At 63.2% G+C, this 22,304-nt stretch carries 19 protein-coding genes; 10 read left to right on the plus strand and 9 right to left on the minus strand.

The genetic code is table 11. The features are described from left to right. Window positions 1-69: 69 nt before the first annotated feature. The 6 genes from JFU57_RS30085 to JFU57_RS30110 all read left to right on the plus strand — a co-directional run bounded on the left by JFU57_RS30085 (window position 70) and on the right by JFU57_RS30110 (window position 7,189). Complete coding sequence (locus tag JFU57_RS30085) at window positions 70-1,107, plus strand: branched-chain amino acid ABC transporter permease (protein WP_201131775.1); 1,038 nt, start codon at window positions 70-72, stop codon at window positions 1,105-1,107. Beyond that, window positions 1,104-2,906 (plus strand): branched-chain amino acid ABC transporter ATP-binding protein/permease, encoded by a 1,803-nt coding sequence (locus JFU57_RS30090; RefSeq protein WP_201131776.1) that lies wholly within the window; start codon window positions 1,104-1,106, stop codon window positions 2,904-2,906. The genes JFU57_RS30085 and JFU57_RS30090 overlap by 4 nt, the downstream gene beginning before the upstream one ends. Before the next feature lie 23 nt (window positions 2,907-2,929). Beyond that, window positions 2,930-3,733 (plus strand): ABC transporter ATP-binding protein, encoded by an 804-nt coding sequence (locus tag JFU57_RS30095; protein WP_078474009.1) that lies wholly within the window; start codon window positions 2,930-2,932, stop codon window positions 3,731-3,733. A gap of 82 nt (window positions 3,734-3,815) precedes the next feature. Then, window positions 3,816-4,802, plus strand: coding sequence for a ketopantoate reductase family protein (locus tag JFU57_RS30100; protein WP_078473981.1), 987 nt, complete (start codon window positions 3,816-3,818; stop codon window positions 4,800-4,802). A gap of 25 nt (window positions 4,803-4,827) precedes the next feature. Next, entirely contained in the window at window positions 4,828-5,604 is a 777-nt protein-coding gene (locus JFU57_RS30105) for a class II aldolase/adducin family protein (protein WP_201131777.1), read from the plus strand. Window positions 5,605-5,617: 13 nt separating this feature from the next. Beyond that, on the plus strand, window positions 5,618-7,189 hold the full coding sequence (locus tag JFU57_RS30110) for a methyl-accepting chemotaxis protein (protein WP_201131778.1): 1,572 nt from the start codon (window positions 5,618-5,620) through the stop codon (window positions 7,187-7,189). 20 nt (window positions 7,190-7,209) lie between these two features. Here the strand turns inward: JFU57_RS30110 and JFU57_RS30115 are convergent, their stop codons facing one another. Next, on the minus strand, window positions 7,210-8,190 hold the full coding sequence (locus JFU57_RS30115; RefSeq protein WP_078474008.1) for an AraC family transcriptional regulator: 981 nt from the start codon (window positions 8,188-8,190) through the stop codon (window positions 7,210-7,212). A gap of 321 nt (window positions 8,191-8,511) precedes the next feature. Here JFU57_RS30115 and JFU57_RS30120 point away from each other — a divergent pair, with 321 nt between their 5' ends. Then, a complete protein-coding gene (locus JFU57_RS30120; RefSeq protein WP_078473978.1) occupies window positions 8,512-9,855 on the plus strand; it encodes a spinster family MFS transporter in 1,344 nt (447 codons plus the stop codon). A gap of 177 nt (window positions 9,856-10,032) precedes the next feature. Beyond that, the gene (locus JFU57_RS30125) at window positions 10,033-10,509 is read left to right on the plus strand and encodes a MarR family winged helix-turn-helix transcriptional regulator (protein WP_078473977.1); all 477 of its coding nucleotides are present in this window, start codon (window positions 10,033-10,035) and stop codon (window positions 10,507-10,509) included. A 12-nt stretch (window positions 10,510-10,521) separates the two neighbouring features. Here JFU57_RS30125 and JFU57_RS30130 read toward each other — a convergent pair whose 3' ends face one another. Beyond that, the gene (locus JFU57_RS30130) at window positions 10,522-11,307 is read right to left on the minus strand and encodes a sulfite exporter TauE/SafE family protein (protein ID WP_201131779.1); all 786 of its coding nucleotides are present in this window, start codon (window positions 11,305-11,307) and stop codon (window positions 10,522-10,524) included. Between the two features lie 366 nt (window positions 11,308-11,673). On the opposite strand from JFU57_RS30130, the gene JFU57_RS30135 reads away from it, so the two are divergent. Further along, window positions 11,674-12,933 (plus strand): MFS transporter, encoded by a 1,260-nt coding sequence (locus JFU57_RS30135; RefSeq protein ID WP_201131780.1) that lies wholly within the window; start codon window positions 11,674-11,676, stop codon window positions 12,931-12,933. A gap of 61 nt (window positions 12,934-12,994) precedes the next feature. On the opposite strand, the gene JFU57_RS30140 is transcribed toward JFU57_RS30135, so the two are convergent. The 4 genes from JFU57_RS30140 to JFU57_RS30155 are packed head-to-tail and all read right to left on the minus strand — an operon-like array spanning window position 12,995 to window position 19,558. Then, window positions 12,995-13,987, minus strand: a complete 993-nt coding sequence (locus JFU57_RS30140; protein ID WP_242487374.1) for a DUF6708 domain-containing protein — start codon at window positions 13,985-13,987, stop codon at window positions 12,995-12,997. Then, entirely contained in the window at window positions 13,987-16,560 is a 2,574-nt protein-coding gene (locus tag JFU57_RS30145) for a T6SS effector BTH_I2691 family protein (protein ID WP_201131781.1), read from the minus strand. Before JFU57_RS30145 ends, JFU57_RS30140 begins: the two co-directional genes overlap by 1 nt. An 8-nt stretch (window positions 16,561-16,568) precedes the next feature. Further along, window positions 16,569-17,441: a DUF4123 domain-containing protein gene (locus JFU57_RS30150; RefSeq protein ID WP_201131782.1), complete on the minus strand. Its 873-nt coding sequence runs from the start codon at window positions 17,439-17,441 to the stop codon at window positions 16,569-16,571. Next, on the minus strand, window positions 17,438-19,558 hold the full coding sequence (locus JFU57_RS30155) for a type VI secretion system Vgr family protein (protein ID WP_201131783.1): 2,121 nt from the start codon (window positions 19,556-19,558) through the stop codon (window positions 17,438-17,440). Before JFU57_RS30155 ends, JFU57_RS30150 begins: the two co-directional genes overlap by 4 nt. Window positions 19,559-19,951: 393 nt before the next feature. Here JFU57_RS30155 and JFU57_RS30160 point away from each other — a divergent pair, with 393 nt between their 5' ends. Further along, the gene (locus JFU57_RS30160) at window positions 19,952-20,212 is read left to right on the plus strand and encodes a hypothetical protein (RefSeq protein WP_078474112.1); all 261 of its coding nucleotides are present in this window, start codon (window positions 19,952-19,954) and stop codon (window positions 20,210-20,212) included. Window positions 20,213-20,227: 15 nt separating this feature from the next. Here the strand turns inward: JFU57_RS30160 and JFU57_RS30165 are convergent, their stop codons facing one another. From JFU57_RS30165 to JFU57_RS30175, 3 genes are all read right to left on the minus strand, one after another. Then, window positions 20,228-20,761, minus strand: a complete 534-nt coding sequence (locus tag JFU57_RS30165) for a DUF3087 family protein (protein WP_078474113.1) — start codon at window positions 20,759-20,761, stop codon at window positions 20,228-20,230. A gap of 282 nt (window positions 20,762-21,043) precedes the next feature. After that, entirely contained in the window at window positions 21,044-21,790 is a 747-nt protein-coding gene (locus JFU57_RS30170; protein ID WP_201131784.1) for a DUF533 domain-containing protein, read from the minus strand. Window positions 21,791-21,911: 121 nt separating this feature from the next. After that, on the minus strand, window positions 21,912-22,106 hold the full coding sequence (locus JFU57_RS30175) for a hypothetical protein (RefSeq protein WP_078474115.1): 195 nt from the start codon (window positions 22,104-22,106) through the stop codon (window positions 21,912-21,914). Window positions 22,107-22,304: the final 198 nt, after the last annotated feature.

Raw genomic sequence — 22,304 nt, forward strand, 5'->3', positions numbered from 1 at the left:
GCCTCGCGGCCGACCCCGCCGAGGCCGGTCCAGCGTGATTTTCAACCGGTAGAAAAAAGAGCTCTCATTATGAATTTCCAGATAGCCATGCTGCTGGGCCAGGACGGCATGACCAATGGCGCAATCTATGCGCTGCTGGCCTTGTCGATCCTCCTGGTGTTCACCGTGACCCGGATCCTGCTGATCCCCCAGGGTGAATTCGTGACCTATGGCGCCTTGACCATGGCCAGCTTGCAGGCCGGGCAACCGACCGCACTGATCTGGCTGCTGCTCGGGCTGACGCTGATCGACTGCCTGCTCGACCTGTGGGCCGCCGCGCGTTCGAGCCGGGCCTTTGCCTTTCCGAAACGGATCCTGCTCAAGCTCGGCTATGCCCTGCTGATCGCCGGGCTGATCCGCACCCTGCCCCTGGCCGAACTGCCGATGGCGATCCAGGCCCTGCTGACCCTGGCGCTGGTGGTACCGCTGGGCCCGCAGATCTACCGCCTGGTGTTCCAGCCGATCGCGTCGGCCAGCTCCCTGGTGCTGCTGATCGTGTCGATTGCGGTGCACGTGAGCATGGTGGGTATCGCTCTGCTGCTGTTCGGCCCTGAAGGCGCGCGCACCGCGCCGTTCTCCGAGGCCGGCCTGGAGCTGGGCCCGGTGACGTTCAACAGCCAGACCCTGTGGGTGCTGGCGGTGTCCCTGGGGCTGATCGTCGGGCTCTACCTGTTCTTCGAACGCACCCTGTACGGCAAGGCCCTGCGCGCCACCGCGGTGAACCGCATGGGCGCGCGACTGATGGGCATCTCGCCGACCCTGGCGGGCAAGTCGACCTTTCTCCTGGCGGCGCTGATCGGCACCTTGTCGGGGATTCTGATCGCGCCCATCACCACCCTGTATTTCGACTCGGGCTTCATCATCAGCCTCAAGGGTTTCGTCGGCGCCATCATCGGCGGCCTGGTCAGCTACCCGGCGGCCGCCCTCGGCGCCCTGGCGGTAGGCCTGATCGAAGCGTTCTCGATGTTCTGGGCCAGTACCTACAAGGAAATCATCGTGTTCACCCTGATCATTCCGTTCCTGCTCTGGCGTTCGCTCACCAGCCGTCATGTGGAGGAAGAAGAATGAACCCGCGCTACCTGTTGCTGGCCCTGGTGCTGATCCTCGGCATTGCGCCGCTGGCCTTGCCGCCCTACTACGTGACCCTGCTCAATTACATCGGCCTTTACACCCTGGTGGTGCTGGGGCTGGTGCTGCTGACCGGCGTCGGCGGCATGACCAGCTTCGGTCAGGCGGCCTTTGTCGGCCTGGGCGCCTACACCTCGGCCTACCTCACCACCACCGAGCAACTGCCGGTGTGGCTGGCCTGGGCCGGCAGCTCGCCGTGGCTGAGCCTGCTGGTGGGGGTAGTGCTGACTGCCGGCGTGGCGCTGCTGCTGGGGGCGCTGACCCTCAAGCTGTCGGGGCATTACCTGCCGCTGGGCACCATCGCCTGGGGCCTGTCCCTGTATTACCTGTTCGGCACCCTGGAGTCCCTGGGCGGCCACACCGGGGTCAGCGGCCTGCCGTCGATCTCGCTGTTCGGCCTGCAACTGGACAAGGGAGAAAAGATTTTCTACCTGATCTGGGTGATTCTGCTGGTGGCCATCGTCATCACCCAGAACCTCCTCAACTCCCGGGAAGGCCGGGCGATCCGTGCCCTCAAGGGCGGCCAGTTGATGGCCGAGTCCATGGGGGTCAACACCTTCCGCTCGAAGATGGTGATCTTTGTCATCTCCGCCGTGTTCGCGGCGATCTCCGGCTGGCTGTACGCCCACACCCAACGCTTCGTCAACCCGACCCCGTTCGGCCTCAACATGGGCATCGACTACCTGTTCATGGCGCTGATCGGCGGGGTCTCCAGCGTCTGGGGGGCACTGCTCGGCGCCGGCATCCTGACCATGCTCAAGCAGTGGCTGCAGGACTTGCTGCCGCACTTGCTGGGTAACACCGGCAACTACGAGACCATCGTCTTCGGCGTGCTGATCGTGCTGTTGATGCAACGCGCCCCGGGCGGCCTGTGGCCCATGCTGGTGAGCTGGCTGCCGGCGCGTCTGAAGATGCGCCGGGCAGCACCTGCGGTCGACCTCAACGCCGCCGCCCTGCCGCGCCGCGAGTTGCCGGCCCATGGCCAGAAGATCCTCGAAGCGCTGCATGTGACCAAGCGCTTTGGTGGCCTGGTGGCCAACAACGACATGAGCCTGGCGGTGCACAGCGGTGAAATCCTGGCCCTGATCGGCCCCAACGGCGCCGGCAAGAGCACCCTGTTCAACCAACTGTCCGGGGTCGATACCCCGACCTCCGGCGATGTGCTGTTCATGGGGCGCAAGGTCAACGGCCTGAGTTCACGGCAAGTGGCACGCATGGGCCTGAGCCGGACCTTCCAGCACGTCAAGCTGCTGCCGGACATGAGCGTGCTGGAGAACGTCGCCATCGGCGCCCACCTGCGCGGCCGGCAAGGGGTGATGGCGGCTGCGCTGCACCTTGAGCGGCGTGAAGAAGCCGAGCTGCTCAACGAAGCACGGCGCCAGCTGGAACGGGTCGGCCTCGGCGACTGCCTGCATGAACCGGCCGGCAGCCTGGCCCTGGGCCAACAGCGGATCCTCGAAATCGCCCGCGCCCTGTGCGCCGACCCATGCCTGCTGCTGCTCGACGAGCCGGCAGCCGGCCTGCGCCTGAAAGAAAAAGAAGCCCTCGGGGTGCTGCTCAGCCGCTTGCGCAGCGAAGGCATGGCGATCCTGCTGGTGGAGCACGACATGGACTTCGTCATGGGCCTGGTGGACCGGGTGGTGGTCATGGAGTTTGGCCAGCGCATCGCTCAGGGCCTGCCCGAAGACGTACAGAAAGACCCGGCCGTACTCGAAGCCTATCTGGGAGGCGTGGAATGAGCAGCGCAATGATCAATACGCCGATGTCGGTGCCCTCTGAGCCCCACGGTGCAGCCCTCGCGCAGCCGCGTAACCTGGTCAGCGATGCGGTGCTGGAAATCCGCGACCTGAGCGTGGCCTACGGCAAGGTCGAAGCCCTGAGCAACGCCAGCCTGAGTGTGGGCAAGGGCCAGATCGTCACCGTGATCGGGCCCAACGGCGCCGGCAAGACCACCCTGCTCTCGGCGATCATGGGGGTCCTCGGTTCCCGGGGCCAGGTGCACTTCGACGGCAGCCTTGAAGGCCTGCCGGAGGTCGAGGTCATGGTCGCGCGCGGGCTGGGCCTGGTGCCGGAAAAACGCGAGCTGTTCACCAGCATGAGCGTGGCCGACAACCTGCTGCTGGGCGCCTTCCAGCGTCATCGCCGGGGCGATCGCGATTACGCCGCCACCCTCAAGGAGGTCTATGACCTGTTCCCCCGGCTGTGGGAGCGCCGCGAGCAACTGGCGGCGACTCTTTCAGGTGGCGAACGGCAGATGCTCGCCGTGGGCCGGGCGCTGATGGCCAAGCCCAAGCTGCTGATGCTCGACGAACCGAGCCTGGGCCTGGCGCCGCTGATCACCCGCGAGATCTTCCGCATCATCAGCGCCCTGCGCGAACAGGGGGTGTCGATCCTGCTGGTGGAACAGAACGCCCGCGCCGCGCTGCGGGTCGCCGACTACGCCTATGTGCTGGAGACCGGGCAGATCGCCATGCAGGGCCCGGCCCGGCAACTGGCCGACGACCCTCGGGTGATCGAGGCCTACCTGGGGCTGGCCAGCAAACACCAGGAAATGCTCGCCACCTGAGCCACCCTGGCGCCGCCCCCTTGCAGCGCCCGCCCTGGCCAGTCATCGGCCAGGGCGGCCTGCCCTTGAAACTGGAGTCGCAATGAACACGTCCCCCATGCGCATCTGCATCGCCGGTGCCGGCGCCATCGGCTGTACCCTGGCCGCACGCCTCGCCGCCAGCGGCCAGGCGGTGAACGTGCTGGCCCGTGGCACCACCCTGGCCAGCATCCAGCGCGACGGCATCCAGCTGTCGGACCTGGACGGCGAGCACCGGGTCCGGGTCAATGCCAGCGACGATCCCCGGGCCTTCGGCGAGCAGGACCTGGTGCTGCTCTGCACCAAGGCCCCGGCGCTGGCCCAATTGCTGCCGCAGATCCAGCCGCTGATCGGCGCCGACACCGTGGTGGTGCCGGTGATCAACGGCGTGCCCTGGTGGTATTTCCACGGCCAGGAGGGGCGCTTCAGCGGGCAGCGGGTGAAGGCCGTCGACCCGCAGGGCCTGTTGACCGACGCCCTGGACCTGCGCCATGTGCTGGGCTGCGTGGTGTTTATCACCGCCCACTGCCCGACGCCTGGGGTGGCCCTGGCGAACAACCCGCACCTGATGATTTTCGGCGAGCCCGACAACCGCCTCAGCCCGCGTCTGGAGCGGGTACGGGCGCTGATGGAAAGCGCCGGCATCGAGGCCCGGGCCACCGACCGCATCCGCGACAACCTGTGGACCAAGATCATCGCCAACATCACCTCCAACCCGTTGTCGGTGATCACCGGCGCCACCCTCGAACAGCTCTACAGCCTGCCGGAACTGCGAGCACTGGTCAGCGCCTCGCTCCACGAAACCCTGCTTACCGCCGCCGCCCATGGCGCCCGGGTCAGCATCGACCCGCAGACCTTTCTCGAACTCGGGGCGGGCATGGGCCCGGTGCGCACCTCGATGCTGCAGGACTACGACAAGGGACGCCCGCTGGAGCTGGCGGCGATTGGCGACGCGGTACTGGAACTGGCCGAGCACATGGCCATCGCCATGCCGATCACCCGCAACCTGATTGCCCTGGCGCGTTTTCGCGGCGACCAGGCGCGCCACTGAACCTCACCCGCACAAGGACTTCTACATGTCGCAACTGACTTCCCCCACCGCCTCGCAGCCCACGCAAAATTGCAGCACCGAAGAATGGGCCCTGCGGGTTCAACTGGCCCACTGTTACCACCTGGTGGACTTCTTCGGCTGGACCGAAACCATCTTCAACCACATCTCCGCGCGCCTGCCCGGGCCGGCGCACCATTACCTGGTCAACCCGTTCGGCCTCAACTACAGCGAGGTGACCCCGGCCAACCTGCTCAAGGTCGACCTCGACGGCAAGAAGCTCGAAGACTCGCCCTACGACGGCAACCCCGCAGGCTTCGCCCTGCACAGCGCGGTGCACGGCGCACGGGACGACATCCAGTGCCTGATCCACACCCACACCACGCCGATCTCGGCGGTGGTGATGAAAAAAGCCGGCTTCGGCCACAACGATTTCTACGGCGCGCAACTGTACGGCCGCGTGGCCTATCACACCTTCGAAGGCATCACCCTGTTCGACGACGAGAAGAGCCGGATGATCGACAGCCTCGGCGACAAGCACATCCTGGTGCTGCGCAACCACGGCATCGCGGTGGGCGAAAGCAGCATCGCCAAGGCGTTTTTCCTGTTGTGGACGGTGCAGCGCGCGGCGGAAATCCAATGCCAGGCCGGCGCCCTGGGCGGCGAAGACAACCCGTTGAGCGCCGAGATCGGCGAGAAATGCGCCGACCTCACGGCCATGCTGATCCGCGACAGCGGCTTTGCGGTCAAATTCTTCGACGCCATGGTGCGCAAAATGCACGCCGAGCGTGGCCCGCGCCGCTGACCAGGAGCCTTGTATGGCCAACCCTTTATTGCCAGCAGTCAGCGGCACGTCCCTGGCCGAGCCGGAGATGCCGATCTCGCGCCTCGACCCCCAGGGCACGCTGCTGTGGTGCAACGACGCCTACCTCGACCTGTGCGGCTACAGCCGCGAAGAGCTGCTGGGCCAGCCGCACCAGATGATCAACCACCCGCAGATGCCGCCCCGGGTGATCGAGCGCATGTGGCCCACTTTGCGCAGCGGCACACCCTGGACCGCGCCGCTGATGGGCCGGCACAAACAGGGCGGAACCTTCTGGTGCAGCCTGTATGTGGTGCCGCTGTACGACGCCGGGCAGTTGACCGCACTGGGCACCACCTACCACCCGCTGCCCGGCGAACTGCTGGCGCCGACGCAACGCCTCTACCGCCGCCTGGGCGCCGGGCAGCACCCACAGGGCCTGGGCGCGCGCCTGGTGCAACACGCCCGCAGCCTGGGCCTGAGCTGGCTGCTGGCGCTGACGGTGGGCGGCGCCGTGCTCGGTGGCTGGCTTGCCCCCGGTGCCGGGCTGCTGGTCCTCGGCGGGCTGCTGGCCGCCAGCTGGCAATGGCGCGCCCGGCAACGGGCCGATAGCCGCCAGGTATTCAGCCGCCACCCACAGGTCTACAGCGATGGCCTGCTGGCCGCCCTGCACGGCGACCACCCAGGCCACGCCAGCCGCTTCGGCATGGCCCTGGACACGCAGAAAACCCGCATGCGCACGGTGATGGCGCGCATTCGCATCAACGGCCAGACCCTGCGCCAAAGCGCCGAGGAATCGTCGCTGCTGGTCCAGGCCCAGGCCGGGCAGTTGCAGCGCCAACTGCAAGAAGCCGAACAATCGGCGGCGGCGATCCACCAGATGAGCGCGACCATCCAGGACCTGTCGCGCAACCTGCATCAGGCAGCCCAGGCCACCCAGGCCGTGGACCGCCTGGCCCACGACGGCGAGCGCATCGCCGAACAGAGCCAAAGCTCGATGACCGGCCTGGGCACCTCGGTGGAAGACATCGGCCAGGCCGTCAGCCAACTGGCGGAGTCCATCGAGTCCATCAGCGGCATCGCCCAGGTGATCCGCAGCATCGCCGAACAGACCAATCTGCTGGCCCTGAACGCCGCCATCGAGGCCGCTCGCGCCGGGGAAACCGGGCGCGGCTTCGCAGTGGTCGCCGATGAAGTGCGCAGCCTGGCCACCCGCACCCGCGAGTCCACCGAACAGATCCAGCACTCCATCGAGCGCTTGCGCAGCGGCAGTGCTCACGCCCTGGCTACCGCCCAGCGCGGCCAGTCGGCGACGCGCCAGTCACGCAACGATGTGGAGCAACTGCAACAGGCGCTGCACCGGATCGGTGGCGAGGTCGGGCAGATCACCGGCATGAGCTTGCAGATGGCCACGGCCATCGAACAGCAGGGCCAGGTCGCGGAGCAGATCAACCAGCAGATCACCCAGATTGTCAGCCTGGCGCAAACCAGCAGCGAGCAATCCCGGCGCAGCACCCAGATCGGCCAGGAACTGCACCGCCTGGCCAATTCCCAACTGGAGCTGGCGGAGCGTTTTATCGACGGTTGAGGCGCTGCCGACAGCGCAGGTCAGGCCTGGCGACGCAGGGTCGCGGACGGCAGGCAACCGTACTGGCGGCGGTACTGGGTAGCGAAATGGCCGAAGCTGCTGACCCCGTGGTTGAGCAGGATATCGGTGACGCTGCCCGCCGGCCCGGCCTGTTGCAGGGCGGCGTGCACCAGGGCCAGGCGCCGGGTGCGCAGGTAGTCACTGGGGGTTTGCTGGAGGAACCGGGCGAAGCCGTTTTGCAAGGTGCGCACCGAGACTTCGCAATGCCGCGCCAGCTGCGCCAGGGCGATCGGTTCCCCCAGGTGCTGTTCGATGTAGTCCCGGGCCTTGATCACATGGCGCGGCATCGGTTGGCGCTGCTCTTGCAGCAGGTCCGCCGAGTAGTTGTGGGGCAACTGGGTCAGCAGCACCGACAGCAGGTAGTCCGACAGGCCGCCGCCCATGGCCGAGGCCAGCAGGCTCTGGCTGGCCTCGCCATGCAGGCGGCAGATGTAGTCCAGGGTGGCGCGCACCACGGCCAGGCCCGGGTGCCCGGGGTCGACCTGGATCTCGAACACCAGGGGCTGGCGCAAGCGGCGGTTGAGCAACTGCTGCAACTGGCGCTCCAGGGCTTCGCGCTCGATGCGCAGGATCAGGTTGCGGCAGTCCTTGTCGATGCGGATAAAACTGCGCTGGGACGGCGAGGAGATGGTCAGCCCACCCTTGTGCAGCACCGCACTCTGCTTGCCCAGGGAGACCATGCCGCCCCCTTCGAGGGTGACCCGGATCAGGTAGAAACTGGTGATGTCGCCGGCGTCGATATCCACCGGCGCGCCGTAATGCAGATCGAACAACGCCGAGCTGCCGAAGAACACCCCGTACAGCCGCGAGTGCAAGGCCCCGCCCTGCTGCATGCGCATGTGGTGCGGCCACAGGTAGTGGCTGACCTTGTCCCTGACCTCGCCAAACCCGGCGGAATTCAGCAGGCAGTGACGGTCGAGCAGGGACAGGTCATCGAGCATGGAAAAAACCTCGGCAAGCCGCCGGCCAGAGCCAGCGAACAGGTAAAAAATTACTGGAAACGGAAAGCAATTTTCACGCCACGCCACGGCTTTTTGCATCTGCGGAACAGGCCCTGCGCCTGGCGCATAGAGCCGCGCCCGGCAAGGGCCTAAAAAGGTTCCGGGCCCGCTGCCAATCCCTCGCAGCCCCGCCCATTTGCCCAATAACAACACTCCCGTGCACCCGGCACAGGCACCCGGGTAACGCCGACGTCACCGATTCACCCATTGGCAAGACCTGCTGCCGCCGACCGCTCAGCCACCCACAAGGGGCCAACGTACATGACCAGCACCGCCACCACCCGGGTCACCGCAAAAAGCTACGCCTACGAATGGTACGTCGTTGCCATTTGCATGCTGGCCTACATGTTTTCCTTTATCGATCGCCAGATCCTGGCGCTGATGATCGAGCCGATCAAACAGGATATGCAGCTCTCGGACACCCAGTTCAGCCTGCTTCACGGCCTGGCGTTCTCGCTGTTCTATGCCTTTATGGGGATGCCCATCGCGCTGCTCGCCGACCGTTTTTCCAGGCCGCGGATCATCGCCATCGGCATCGCGTTCTGGAGTATGGCCACCGCCCTGTGCGGGCTGTGCACGACCTTTGCGCAGATGTTCCTGGCGCGGATCGGGGTCGGCATCGGCGAAGCCGCGCTGTCCCCCGCCACCTACTCCATGCTCAGCGACATGTTCCCCCGGGAAAAACTCGGGCGGGCGGTGGCGATCTATTCCATCGGCTCGTTTATCGGCGGTGGCATGGCCTTCCTGATCGGTGGCTATGTCATCGACCTGCTGAAAAACCTCGACAGCCTGATGGTGCCGCTGCTGGGAGAAATGCGCCCCTGGCAGCTGACGTTCGTCCTGGTCGGCCTGCCGGGCCTGTTGGTGGCGCTGCTGATTGCCCTGACCGTGCGCGACCCGGCGCGCCAGGGCCTGAAACTCGATGCCGACGGCCAGGTACGGGCGCCGAGCATGGGCCAGGCGCTGCGCTTTCTGACGCTGCATCGCAAGACCTTCAGTTGCCATTACCTGGGGTTTTCCTTCTATGCCATGACCCTGTTCTGCATGCTCAGTTGGTCGCCGGCTTTTTACATGCGCAGCTTCGGCCTGGCTCCGAGCCACGTCGGTTACCTGCTGGGGGGCATCGTGTTGCTGGCCAACACCAGCGGGGTGTTCTGCGGCGGTTGGCTGGTGGACTGGCTGGCCCGCAAGGGCTACAGCGACGCACCGATGCGCGCCGGGGTGATCGGCGCCCTGGGCATGGCGCTGCCGGCGGTGCTGTTTACCCAGGTCGGTGATTTGGGCTGGTCGCTGGGGCTGCTGGCGGTGGCGATGTTCTTCGCCTCGTTCCCGATGCCGGCCTCGACGGCGGCGATGCAGATCCTGCCGCCGAACCAGATGCGGGCGCAGATCTCGGCCCTGTTTTTACTGATATCGAACCTGATCGGCCTGGGCCTGGGCACCAGCCTGGTGGCCCTGGCCACCGACCGTCTGTTCCACGATCCGTTGCAGGTGGGCGCCTCGATATCCCTGCTCAATGCCGGCGCCGTGGTCCTGACCCTGGTGCTGCTGGGCAAGGGTTGCGGTCACTTTCGCGCCAGCCTCAAGCACGAAGGGCTGGCCTGAGGCCGCGGCCCAAGGGCCTGCCCGCGCGGCTGGGTCGCGGGTGGGGTCGCTGGTTTTTTGCCAGGCCCGGCGCGACAATGGCCGCCGCGCTAAGCCATGCCCGGGCCTGCTGCGGTCGACAGCCCGCGTGCAACCCTCTATAAAGCCAGCTCATCAGAAAAGACTACGCGACCCTTTATGACCACCCCGAAAAAACGCCTGAGCCGCTACAACCCCGCCAGTGAAGATTTCAAGAAAGAAGAGTTTCCCTTCTATTGGCTGGCGCGCCTGCACGGTCGTTATTCCATGGCCATGGAAAAGGCGCTGAAGAAAATCGACATGGACATTCCGCGCTGGCGGATCCTGTTTATCCTCAAGGAAAACGGTGAGTCGAGCATTTCCGAAATCTCGATCCACGCCATCGCCAAGCTCTCGACCATCACCAAGATCGTCTACCGCATGAAGGCCGACGGCCTGGTGGAAACCAACACCAGCGCCAGCGACGGGCGGGTAACCCAGGTGTCGCTGACCGACCTGGGCCGCCACACCATCGAAGAGATCCAGCACGGCACCAGCGATATCTTCCGCACCAGCTTCAAGGGCCTGACCGAAGCGCAGATCACCAAGCTCAACGGGACCCTGGAAAAGATCTTCAACAACCTGCCGGAAGACTGATTCCGAACCGGCTTAGAACGCCAGTTTGTAGCCGATGGAAAACAGCATCACCGCCAGGCACGGGCGCAGGATTTCATCCGAGACGCGCCCGGTCATATGGCTGCCGACCCAGATCCCGGGCAGCGACCCCATCAGCAGGAACCCCAGCAGGTGCCAGTCCATGTTGCCCATGCTGGCGTGGCCCAGGCCGGCGACCAGGGTCAGGGGCACGGCATGGGCAATCTCGGTGCCCACCAGGCGTTTGGTGGCCAGGAACGGGTAGAGAATAAACAGCGCCACGGTGCCCAGCGCGCCGGCACCGATCGACGTCAGGGCGACCATGGTCCCCAGCACCAGGCCGGTGACCACGGTCAGGGCATTGAGCTTCGAATCGCTGAGCTGGTAGTGATCACCGGCATGCCGTTGGGCGAAGGCCAGCAACCTCTTCTTGAACAGAATCGCCAGGGCCGTCAGCAGCAGGACCACACCCAGCGCCTGCTTGATCACCGAGTTCAGGGCCTGGGGATCGCCGTCCAGGTTGTTCAGGAACCACAGGGTCGCGAGCACCGCCGGCACACTGCCCAGGGTCAGCCAGCCGGTGATCTTCCAATCGATGTTTCTGTTCTTCTGGTGTACCAGCACCCCACCGGACTTGGTGATGGCTGCATACAGCAGGTCGGTGCCCACGGCAGTCGCCGGGTTGATACCGAACCACAGGAGGATGGGGGTCATCAACGAACCGCCCCCGACGCCGGTCATGCCGACAATAAATCCGACTACCAAGCCTGCAATCACAAACCCAAAATTACCGACATCCATTAACACATGTCCTACACGTCACGCGGCTATATAAAATTCTGGCGGCAGCATAGCGATTTTTCTTATAACCACTTATATCGATATGATCTGACTTTATAACCATTCAACCATAAGCCGTGGTGAGGGAGCTTGCTCCCGCTCGGCTGCGCAGCAGCCGCAAACCCCGAGCCCGCCATGCTCCCGGAGCAATCACGGGACAGCCATCGACGCCCCCCGCGCGCTGGAGCGCCACCTTGGCCCAGCCGGAGCAAGATCCCTCACCCTCATTAACCAGAGCAGCGCACATTGATACTTCGCTGGGCAACGAAGTGTCAGCCCTTGCTGGCCCGCAGACTGTGGCTTCCACACCGTCCAAGGCAAAGCGCAATGAATCGAGCAGTATTCTTCGGCAATAAAGTGCTGCTCACGGCCTTTGTCCTGGCCATGCTCGGCTGGGGCATCGGCTTTTATGGGCCGCCGATTTTCATGTACGCGGTCATCCAGCGCAGCGGCTGGTCCCTGAGCCTGTGCTCGGCGGCCGTCACCGTACATTTTCTGGCCGGAACCCTGGTGGTCGCCAACCTGCCCCGGCTGTACCGGCGCTTTGGCCTGCCGCGCGTCACCTGCCTCGGCACCCTGCTCCTGGCCCTGGGCCTGCTCGGTTGGGCCCTGGCCCGCGAGCCCTATCAGCTGTTTATCGGTGCCCTGCTCAGCGGCCTGGGCTGGGTGACCCTGGGCGCGGCGGCGATCAACGCGATCATTGCTCCCTGGTTTGTGCGCAAGCGCCCCGCCGCCCTGGCCATGGCCTACAACGGCGCGAGCCTGGGCGGGGTCATTTTTTCATCGGCCTGGGTCTACCTGATCAACCGCCTGGGCTTTGCCATGGCCGCGCTGCTGGTGGGCACCCTGGCCCTGGTGACAGTGGCGAGCGTCGCGCGCCGGGTGTTGAACAAAAGTCCCGCGCTGCTCGGCCAGCATCCCGACGGACTGGAACCGCAGCCCACGCCTACAGCGCCGACCACCCCTTCCACCGACGCCCCGGTTTCCCTGTGGCGCAACCGCCATTTCCTGACCCTGGGCGCCGCCATGGCCTTGGGCCTGGTGGCACAGATCGGCCTGATCGCCCACCTGTTTCGGGTCCTGGTACCGCGTTTTGGCGAACAGCAGGCCGGCCTGGCCATGGGCCTCGCAACCCTGAGCGCCATCGCCGGCCGCACCCTGGTGGGTTGGCTGATGCCCCCCGGCGCCAACCGCCGGCATATCGCCTGCCTCAGCTACGGCGTGCAACTGACCGGCTGCATCGCCCTGGTCCTGGCTGGCGCCCATGACAGCCTGATCTGGCTCGGGGTGCTGCTGTTCGGCGCCGGCATCGGCAACGCCACCTCGCTACCGCCGCTGATCGCCCAGGCCGAATTCAGCAGCCAGCACAGCCAGCGGGTGGTGGCCCTGATCGTGGCCTTCGCCCAGGGCTGCTACGCCTTCGCTCCGGCACTGTTTGGCGCCTTGCTGGCCATGCCGCAAAGCGCCGGGTCGAGCAGTGGGTTGTTTATCGGCGCGGGGCTGATTCAGGTACTGGCGATGGGGGTCATGGCCTGGGGCGGCCGCTCCAGCAGCAGGCAAGGCGAGCGGACGGCGACCCATGCCTGAGTCGCACTCCTCGTAGGCCACCTGCCTTTTGGAGCATTGAAATCCCATTCGTATAGATACATCAGCGCCCAGCCTCCTCGATAACACGGGGAAACCTGGGCTCATAACACAACAACAACGACAGCCAGTGGCCCGTGCCGTGAATAAGAACGACCGGCAGTAGCAGCAAGTTGATCAGGACAAATACCCACAGGCCACTGTGTTGCAAAAAGCGGGTATCCAACCCCCAGGCCGCCTTGAACGAGTTCCAGGGCCAGGGAAACTTGCTGATCAGTTTTTTCGGGGGCGGGGCCGCCGCAGGACCGTCTTCCATATAACGGCGGATATATTCCCAGAAGGCCAGCAGTTCGCTGGCATTGCGGGTGGGCTTGCCGACGAAGGCCGCCTCAATATTGTCAAGCGGATTACCCTGCAGGTCTACGCCATCATCTTTTTCCCAGATCACAATGACAAACCCGCCTGTGCCATCCAGCTCCGTCATGTTTTTATCAATAACGACTTCGGCCTTATCCCATTCCATTATCCGAATACCCCCCAGATGTTTGGGGCGCAGCAAATATACTTTGCGGGTGATGCGATTAAAGCGAACGATAATGCGACGCGCAGTAAACGACTCTAGCCGAAGGTATCGAAAGCCGTATTTAAAATAGATGAAAAGCATTCCCACAACAAACAAAGGGATCATTATCAGGAAGAAACAATCCGACCCACTCACTGGCGTACCATCGTGATTAAGCCCTGTATACAACCTTCTTATTGATATATCCAAAGTCACAATCAGCAGGTAGAAAAAGAAACCTCCAAGCCATCCAAGAAAGATCGTTATTAATCCGCGCTTTTCATCGTTAGGCGTACGCAAATCAATATAAGTATCGTTATAGTTATATAAAGATTCATTATCATAAACAGATTTTGAAACGGACTCTTGAACGCCGTCCGGGGCGTTGAGTTCAGCTTGCCCGGGTTTGCGCTGTTGGTTATTGACGGCTTCGGTGCACTCCTCGTAGGTCATCTGCTTTTTCGACCATTGGAACCCCCATTCGAATAGATACATCAGAGCGTACTCCCTATCGCGCGCTGCAAGATTTCAAGTTCCTTTTGTTCGGTATCGGCGATGCCGTTGCTGCGGTTTTTGCGAAAGGCGCTGTGGGACAAATAACGTTCAAGTGCATCGGGAAGAAAGAAAATCTCGATAACGACCAGAGCAATAAACAGGACATTAAGCCCGAAGAAAATACGCAGCATCGGCAGCATTCGCAGTGCCAATGTCGAAGAAGTTTGCAATGTGTACAAAAGAAATCTTCCGAACAACGACTTGGCGCCATGTTTCTTGATCAAATATTCTAGATACGGGCCAGCAGAGGCCAGACCAATTGCAATTGAAAGAGACGCTGCACCTGCTTGCGCACTTGCTCGTATGAGATAAAACATGCCAATTGAGTATTCACTTACCTTCAAGTTATCCCTCATATCTTGACCGTCATACCACGCCCCCACTCCCGCCGCCCCACCCGCCAATACCCCAGCCCCCAATCGCAAACCACTCTTGAACACTTTGGCGCCTTGCTGGACTGCCGCATTGCTGCTTTTTTCCGCAAGGCCTGCCGTCGATGCGCCTATTTCAAGACCCGCCGCCGCGAGCCCCACCATTGCGGCCGCGAGTTCGGCGTACTCTCGGCTGTTCTTGTCAGCGGCATTGAAGCGATTGTGCAGGTTCCACATTTCCAGTATGACCAGTAGACCGCCGAGACGCACCTCAGCCATGGGCCCTTTGGTACCGGCGCGCAGCGCCTCGTCAAAACTGCGGGAGGTCGCTCGGTCCATGCGGCCCAACGTGCCGCGGCTCAAGGCCTTGCCGTCACGCATTTCCAGGCGGAAGTGCTGCGAGTAGTGGCCCAAACGCGATTTCAAGACCCTGGCCAACAACCAGTTCAGGGGTTTGTCCAGATTGCTCGCCAACGTGCCCTGGAACAGGGTATTGCCCAGGGTGTTGATCATCAGAGCGCCGGCCGCCAGGTAACTTGCCGGTGGCCCTGCTATGCCGCTCTGGGCCAGCGCGTCGAGAAGCGCACCGCTTTTTTCATAGAGGTCGGACAGCTTCTTGAATTTTTCCTGGAGTGTTTGCGGATCAAGGTGAACCAGCGAATGCTGCTGGGGGACCAGCGTTTTGACTTCGTCCTCGAGGGCGGTCTGGTTTTGCGCCAGGGAGCGCCAGAACAGGTTCTCCCGGGAGATATCCGCGGCGCGCCAGCGCTCCAGAAGCGCCTCGCCTACGGCGGTGGCGTTCATCCCGACAATGGCTTTTCCCATCTGGTCTTCGAACAGCAGGGCCTGTTCGGCGTCGTTACGATCAAAGGCATCCAGCGCTTCGAGGAACGACTCGCTTTCCAGCCACCGCAGGTGATCGCCAGCGCGGGCATCCTTGGCCTGGTTCGCTTGATCGACCACGCGCTGATAGTCCTTCAGGAAAGCTTGGCGCCGGTCTTCATTGAGGTGCTCGGCGTATTTGTTCCAGCTGTCTTGACGTCGCTGCCGGGCGGTGGCCTGCTGCACTTCTTGCTGATGCGTAGGGTTGCGGTAATTACGATAGGTTCCCGCTGACTGCACGACGGCGTGCCGGTTGCTCATTTCATATTCGCGGTCGGTGTAGCGCACACCGATGTTCTGCTCTGCCTTGTAGTAGCTAGCCTCCGCCGCTTCGGCCAGCAACTGCTTGATGTTTTCTATGGCGAAGGCGACGGTGAGTTTGCGCTTATTGTCGAGGTTCTCTGCGTCCTTCTGCTCCATAAAGGCATCGAGGGGCTCTACGCTTGCATTGCGCCAGGTATTGAGTTCCTGAGTGATGCCGATCGCGTCATGCACAACGATAGCCGCCCCCCGGTATTCCTTGCGTGTACCGGCAGGCAGCATTTCGGCTCGAGCCACCTGCAACGGTGGCGGCAACGTGGAATATGCCTGGGTCTTGAGCAGTTCTTTCAACCTGGGCTGGTCGAGCGCTGCAAACTCCGCCACCCGATTGAGTTGGTCCTGAGCCAATACACCGTCCATTACCGCAGGCTCTGCGCAAGCCAGTTTGGCGACGTCAATCGAGGTCAGGGTGTCACGGTAACGTGGCAATGCACGGTACTTCTTCATTGAATCTTCGGTCAGCGGGGCCGGACTGTAGAGCAGACGAAGGTCGCTGATGTCGTCCACATCATTGACCTTGAACATCCAGGTCAAGCCCTTGATGCCGTCAGCGTCGACACTCGCGGAAGGGGCGGGTTGCCACGGCTTGTGCGCATCGATGTAGCTCAGTGTTCCGAGTTCCGAGATTCGGTACTGGCTATGCCAGGCGTAAGTGCCGTTACTGATGCGCTTGATAAGCACATACAAAAAGCCCTGGCGCAGCGGACGTATGGCGTAGCCTGCCGCACTCAGGGCCGCGACCTGTTGCGGCTTGCTCAAGTGTGTCGGCAAAGACGGCAGCAGTTTCAGTTGTGCAGCACTGCCGCCCACTGCGCCATAGCGCAAGGGGAGGATGGCAAAGGTTCGCGTGCAACTGACCTCTGGACCGCGATCGAGCGCACTGTCCAAGAGCGAGCGGTTTTCAGTGCATTGCTCAAAGGTCTCTTTCCAACTGAACATGGGTATCCTCAAGCGCCTTTCTTGCGCATGCGTAGTTGCAGGGCTTGTGCGAGTGGACGACCCTGGTCTCTGGCTTCCTGCAATGCCTCGTTCCAAATCGGCGAGCCTTGCAGGCTTTTGCCTTGCAAGGCCATCAGGGTGACGTAGTCAATTTTGTCGCTCTGGCGACTCAGCCCCAGGCGATGGGCCTGTGCCAGTAACTCGCGAACCAGCCCAAGCCGGGTGCCATGACAATTCTCATGCATCCCTGAGCGGGTCAGCGGCTCCAGCAGTTGGTCTGCCAAGCGGTAGCTCAGTGGGTCGCCTGCCAGTGCTTTCCAGCACGATGCATCAAGCTCAATCGTTGAAACCCCGCGCAGTGAAGGCTTGTCGTAGCCAGCGAAATGCCGCCAGGCTTTACGTTCCGGGTGCGGGGATACGACCCACCATGAGCGAATCGGCGCCAGCCAATCCGCAATGCCCGGCAAGTCGCGGCGGGCATGCAGCACGGGAAAGGCCAGCTCGGTATGAAAGCGCAGCAGATAGGCCGCACCATCAGGCCCTTGGGCGACGGTGGCCTGGCTCAAGTGCTCAGCCAGGTCAGGCGGGGGCAAGGCGCTGATAAGCCATCCGCAAATCGCATCACTGGTGCACTCAGTGAGGTCGCAGTGGAAATCGTATTGCCCCTGCAGGCACGACTCGGAAGACGCTGCAAAAAGCCAGGGCCCAACGTCCCGCAAATGGGCAAATTCGGGCTGTGGCAATAGCGGCCATCCCGCATACCGCTCGATGACATGCTGCCTGGCCGCTGCCTCCAGGCGGGCCATTTCAACGATGGCCGTCAGTCTGTGTGTCGGCAATGGTCGCAACTCATTCACAATGCCTTCGGCAAATGGAGTCATTGGGCTGTCTCCTCCAACCGAACGACACTGCGCCCTTGCGCAATGGCCTTGAGCAGGCAACCCAGGCAAATCGGCTCTCCCGGCACCGGTGCTGCATCGATGAGGATCGAGTTCGTGCTGCCTGTGGACTCCAGAGTCATTGCTCCCTTCATCCGAATGCTGATGCCATCGAGGACGATGCCAGAGCCGTCGATACGGATGCTGCCACCGGGCCCTCTGATCAGCACTTCATCGGCGGCCTGCAACTCGTAGACCTTGGTCCGATGCCGAATCCCCTGGCCCGCTTGCAGTTCGGATCGGCCTTCCACGCTGTGCTCCTGGTGCCCACCGATGCTGACCCAGTGGTTGGCCGTGGTCTTGTCGCGGCGATGATTGCCCACCTCTTCGAGGCGATCCTTGCCGGTGCGAATCGTCTGGTTGCGACCGATGCTCAGGTCATCGTCCTGGCCGATTTCGTGCCGGCGGTCCTGGCCGATATTGACCTGCTCGTCGTTGCCTACGGTTTCCTTGCGGTCGTGACCGATGCTGATGGTTTCGTCGTGTTCGACTTGTTCGCTGCGGTCATGGCCGACGAAAGTCGTCTCGTCGTGGTTGATGTGGATGTTCTGGTCTTTCTGCGCGTGGACGTAGATTTCTTCCTGGTCCTTTTCATCCTCGAAGCGCAGTTCGTTGAAACCTTCGCCCTTGTGGGTTTTGCTCTTGAGGGTCATCCGGGTTTTATGCCGGGGCAGTTCATAGGGTGGTAGCTGGAGGCGGTTGTAGGTGCGACCGGTGATGATCGGTTGATCAGGGTCGCCGTCGAAATGGTCGACGATAACCTCCTGGCCGATCCGCGGAATGGCCATATGGCCCCAGGTGGCGCCGGAGATGTTTTGCGCGACGCGGATCCAGCAGGAGCTGTATTCGTCTTGCTTGCCGTCGCGATCCCAGGGGAATTGAACCTTCACTCGGCCGTATTCGTCGGTATAGATTTCTTCCCCTGGTGGCCCAACCACCACCGCATTTTGCGGCCCGTCGATCAGTGGCTTAGGCAGCGGTTCGGCGCGCCATTCGGCATCATCGGGGACCAGTTCGGCCTGGTAGCTGTAGTGCGTACCCAACTGCGCCTCGGCACTTTCTTCAGACTGGCTGGTGTGCTGCTTTCCGTGGTGAACGATGCTCACCGGGCGCCAGCCTCGGTTCATATCTTCCCGCGGGTGGCCCGCGAGAGTGAAGGAAATGCCCGGCTGCAGGCGCGGATCATCGCCCTCTACCAGCGCCATGCGTGCATCGCGCCGATGACCGCGCAGGCGGTTCTCGGCGAAGGGTTTTCCGGCCTCGTCAAACTTGGCGCGTGCCGGGTAATCGTAGCGTTCGTATTGGCGACCTTGATGGTCGAGATCGACGCCATCACGGCTGTGCTGATGGCTGTAACGCGGATGGTAGAAGGTGTAATCGCGCTGGGTCTGGCGCGCCGTGCGTACGTTTTCGCTATAGGCGAAGCGGCGCAGAGCCGGTTGTGGCTGATCACCGCCGGGCGTTGGGTTGTATTGCACGGGCTCATCACCCACCCGACCGTGGATAAATAGTCGGTCGCTGTGGACCAGTTGGTGACCTTCGGCACTGTGCCGAAAGGAGTAGAAAAATCCTTCCTCGCGCATGATGCGTTCGACAAAGTGGTAGTCCGTATCTCCCGCCTGCACACAGTATTCGCGGGGCTGATGCTCGGTGGTGAGACGTTGTTCGTAGTCATGAATCAGACCATGGGCCTTGAGCACCGCCTCGGTAATCTGCGGCACGCTAAGGGTCTGAAAAATGCGCCAGTCGGAGCTGAGCTTCAACCGCGCCAGGCGCGGTTCGATCACTGCCGAATAACGGGTGCGCCTGAAGCCGCTGTCGTGCTGAACAAAGGAAGACACCGCGCCGTGCACATGGCGTACGGGAGTCTGGCCATGCCAGAGGGTCATCAGGGCCGAGCGATCGAGCACCTGGCCAAAGTCGATGGCCGGATTAGCACTGGTGAGGTCAACGGCGAGAAGGAAGGTCTCTGAGAGAGCTTCTTGCAAGGTGAACTCGACAACGTCAAAGGACTCATCGCCGATGCTGAAGGTAAAGCGCAAATCGGATTGGCTGGCCATCACTCACTCCCTGTCACTGGGCGCCCTGTTTGCTCCCCAAAGCGTGGGAGATATGCAGGGCTTGCCCCGGCGGCGGGAATTTAGGGCAGAGTTCAAGGGCGGGATATAAGGGCAGTCTGAAACTGACTCAGGTTGGGCAGGCCATGTGGACGCTGAAGAACGACAAAGCGTTTCGTGTCCCTAGGCTTCCACCTCGAGACGGGCATAAGTCGAGGCCGGATTGTTGGAGACGATGCGTCGACCCGAATCGGCAGGCATTGAACACAGGTTCCCGATCTGTCCCGTGATTGCAGGTGGCTTCCAGTCAGGACCCTGTACCCGCACCACACAGGGCGCGCACCACCCACCGTGGCTGTTTATACTGCGCGCCCTTCCCCTTCAATGGACTGAACCATGACCGACGAACAACTTTGCCTGGTTTTTATTCCGGCCCTGGTGGCCGTGCTGCACCACGCCGAGCAAGCCAAGGGCGCCCCGTTGAGCGAAAGCGAAGTGCTGGAGATTCGCGACGGCGCGGTGTGCATGGCGATGTCGTTCAGTACCGCGTTGCAGATGGAAGAAAAACGCGGTTACCCCGATATCGTCGCCGAAGATTGCTGGGCCCAGTGGCAGTTGGCACGGGCCGAGCTGAACGCCCCTGACACCGGTGAGTGACCTCGACACTCGGCGTTAGCGGGCGACCGCGATCTTTTTCACCGTCTCGATCCATTGCGGGTCCAGGCGTGGCTGATCGGTGTCCAGGCCCATGGCTTGCATCGCTTCCTTATGCTGGTCGGCCTCGCGCACCAGTTGGTCCTGGCCGCTGGAGTTGGCGTCGAGCTGGTGCATCTGGTGGATCCCCTGGTGGTAGAAACGCAGCAGCTTCATGGCCGCCGGGTCCCGCGCCTGCACGCCAGCCGTCACGTGGTGCATGACGTTGGTCACGCTCATCAGGCTGCGCTTGAGCTGCCAGCCGTAGACCGCTGCGGCCATCCACGGCTGGGACCAGAAACGCACGCGCATCAGGCCGATGCTCAGCGCGAGGCCGGCCGCCACCCCGGCCACGTTGAGCCAGAAGTTGTCGCCACCGGGCTGGCCGAACAGCAGCACCGCCGCGCTGGACAGGACCATGGCCAGGGACAGGAAAATCAGTGCGATAAACAGCGTGCTGCGGCGCGTCTGCTGGCGGTAGGTGGCGGGGTCGAACGGCTTGATCTCGAACATGGCGGCAACGGGCTCTGATAAGGAACAGGCAAGAAGATTGCCGGGCATTATCACCGTCGCCACGCCGCTGCGCCGATTAAATCGCCCGCTGCGACAAAAGCACGCAGTGGGGTCATACCGATCATTCGAGCACCAGAGCCGGCGAACAATGCTGTGGCGAAGTAACTGGCTGCCGTTGGACCAGCCGCTGCGCCGGCGTAACAGTCCCATTTCAGGGCCGCTGCGCGGCCCAGCGGGAGCAAGCTCCCTCGCCACACGTGGGTGTTGGCCCTCGGACGAGCCTCAGGCCGCGCCGCCCCGGGCTTGTTGTTCCAGGTGCAATTGCAGTTCGGGCTCGATGCCCAGCGCCGCCGCCAGTTCGTCCAGGTAATTGCGTTCGGCGGCCTGTTGCTGGTCCACCAGCATCACGCTGGCCAGGTACATTTCTGCGGCCATGCCCGGGCCGTCGGCGGCTTGCGCCACATCGGCAGCGTCCAGCGGCCGTGCGACTTCGGCGTCGAGCCATTGCTGCAGGTCGGGGTCGTCGGTGTGGCGCCCCAGTTCGCTGCTGATCAACTGCTGCTCCTGTTCATCGATGCGCCCATCGGCCTTGGCTGCGGCGATCAGGGCCCGCAGGATGGCATGGCTATGGGCCTCGGCTTCCGGCCCGGCCAGCAGGTCGACGGTGCGCAGGGCCTCGGGCGCGACGGCGGCCGGTTGCGCGGTGCTGGCCTGTTGCTGCTGCCAGGCCTGGTACGCCTGGAACGCCATCATCCCCAGGGACGCCAGGGCCGCGTAGCGGTTGCCCGAAGTCCGCCCCTGAGGCGTGGCGCCACCCAGGCCCGAACCGCCCAGCAGGCCGCCGAGCAAACCACCCAGGCCACCTCCGCCGCCCGCCGCCCCGCTTGAGCCCAATAGCCCGCCGAGCAGCCCGCCCAGGCCACCCAGCCCGGTAGAAGCGCCCCGGGATTGCGGGCTGGCGCCGCTCTGGGAGTTGATCGAGGCCTGGCCGGCCCGTAGCAGTTGTTCCAGCAGATCACTGGTGTTCATGGCATCGCCCTCATGGATCGCGCGCAGCGAAAAAGGCAACGATAGCCCTCGCCGGCCAATGCGCCATGACCGTCCGGCCGGGGCGTGCGCTGTGATCCTGAGCGTGGGGGGCAGGGCCGCGTTAAGTGCGTGGGGGCGGCTCATTGAGAAACAGGTTCCAGACCTTGTACGCCTCGTGCTGGCGGCGGTTGGCGATCTCCCATTCCGGCCCTGTCAGTTGGTGTGCGGACACCAGTTTCATCATGTCGCAGGTGGCCGCATCCAGCTCCATCAGCAGTTGATGGGATCTGTACCTGAAATCGTCGACGCTGTTCATGGTGGGGGTATGCCTGTGACCGAGGCCGACTTCGCAAGTGGCGAAGCCATGCACCCGGCACAAGATCGACAACCGACGGAGGCGATTAATTGTCATCGCCCGATAAACGGTCGCAGGCGCCTTATACGGCGCCTGCCCCGCTATGTTCGCCAGCGCACAGACACCTCCCCCCCGAGCTGGACAGACTCAGACCCTGAG

It is taken from the genome of Pseudomonas sp. TH07 (genome assembly GCF_016651285.1).
Classification (GTDB): Bacteria; Pseudomonadota; Gammaproteobacteria; order Pseudomonadales; family Pseudomonadaceae; genus Aquipseudomonas.

Coding starts and splice junctions, on each gene's coding strand:
- JFU57_RS30085 (WP_201131775.1), top strand. CDS start 70: ATGAATTTCCAGATAGCCATGCTGCTGGGCCAGGACGGCATGACCAAT.
- JFU57_RS30090 (WP_201131776.1), top strand. CDS start 1,104: ATGAACCCGCGCTACCTGTTGCTGGCCCTGGTGCTGATCCTCGGCATT.
- JFU57_RS30095 (WP_078474009.1), top strand. CDS start 2,930: ATGTCGGTGCCCTCTGAGCCCCACGGTGCAGCCCTCGCGCAGCCGCGT.
- JFU57_RS30100 (WP_078473981.1), top strand. CDS start 3,816: ATGAACACGTCCCCCATGCGCATCTGCATCGCCGGTGCCGGCGCCATC.
- JFU57_RS30105 (WP_201131777.1), top strand. CDS start 4,828: ATGTCGCAACTGACTTCCCCCACCGCCTCGCAGCCCACGCAAAATTGC.
- JFU57_RS30110 (WP_201131778.1), top strand. CDS start 5,618: ATGGCCAACCCTTTATTGCCAGCAGTCAGCGGCACGTCCCTGGCCGAG.
- JFU57_RS30115 (WP_078474008.1), bottom strand. CDS start 8,190: ATGCTCGATGACCTGTCCCTGCTCGACCGTCACTGCCTGCTGAATTCC.
- JFU57_RS30120 (WP_078473978.1), top strand. CDS start 8,512: ATGACCAGCACCGCCACCACCCGGGTCACCGCAAAAAGCTACGCCTAC.
- JFU57_RS30125 (WP_078473977.1), top strand. CDS start 10,033: ATGACCACCCCGAAAAAACGCCTGAGCCGCTACAACCCCGCCAGTGAA.
- JFU57_RS30130 (WP_201131779.1), bottom strand. CDS start 11,307: ATGGATGTCGGTAATTTTGGGTTTGTGATTGCAGGCTTGGTAGTCGGA.
- JFU57_RS30135 (WP_201131780.1), top strand. CDS start 11,674: ATGAATCGAGCAGTATTCTTCGGCAATAAAGTGCTGCTCACGGCCTTT.
- JFU57_RS30140 (WP_242487374.1), bottom strand. CDS start 13,987: ATGTATCTATTCGAATGGGGGTTCCAATGGTCGAAAAAGCAGATGACC.
- JFU57_RS30145 (WP_201131781.1), bottom strand. CDS start 16,560: ATGTTCAGTTGGAAAGAGACCTTTGAGCAATGCACTGAAAACCGCTCG.
- JFU57_RS30150 (WP_201131782.1), bottom strand. CDS start 17,441: ATGACTCCATTTGCCGAAGGCATTGTGAATGAGTTGCGACCATTGCCG.
- JFU57_RS30155 (WP_201131783.1), bottom strand. CDS start 19,558: ATGGCCAGCCAATCCGATTTGCGCTTTACCTTCAGCATCGGCGATGAG.
- JFU57_RS30160 (WP_078474112.1), top strand. CDS start 19,952: ATGACCGACGAACAACTTTGCCTGGTTTTTATTCCGGCCCTGGTGGCC.
- JFU57_RS30165 (WP_078474113.1), bottom strand. CDS start 20,761: ATGTTCGAGATCAAGCCGTTCGACCCCGCCACCTACCGCCAGCAGACG.
- JFU57_RS30170 (WP_201131784.1), bottom strand. CDS start 21,790: ATGAACACCAGTGATCTGCTGGAACAACTGCTACGGGCCGGCCAGGCC.
- JFU57_RS30175 (WP_078474115.1), bottom strand. CDS start 22,106: ATGAACAGCGTCGACGATTTCAGGTACAGATCCCATCAACTGCTGATG.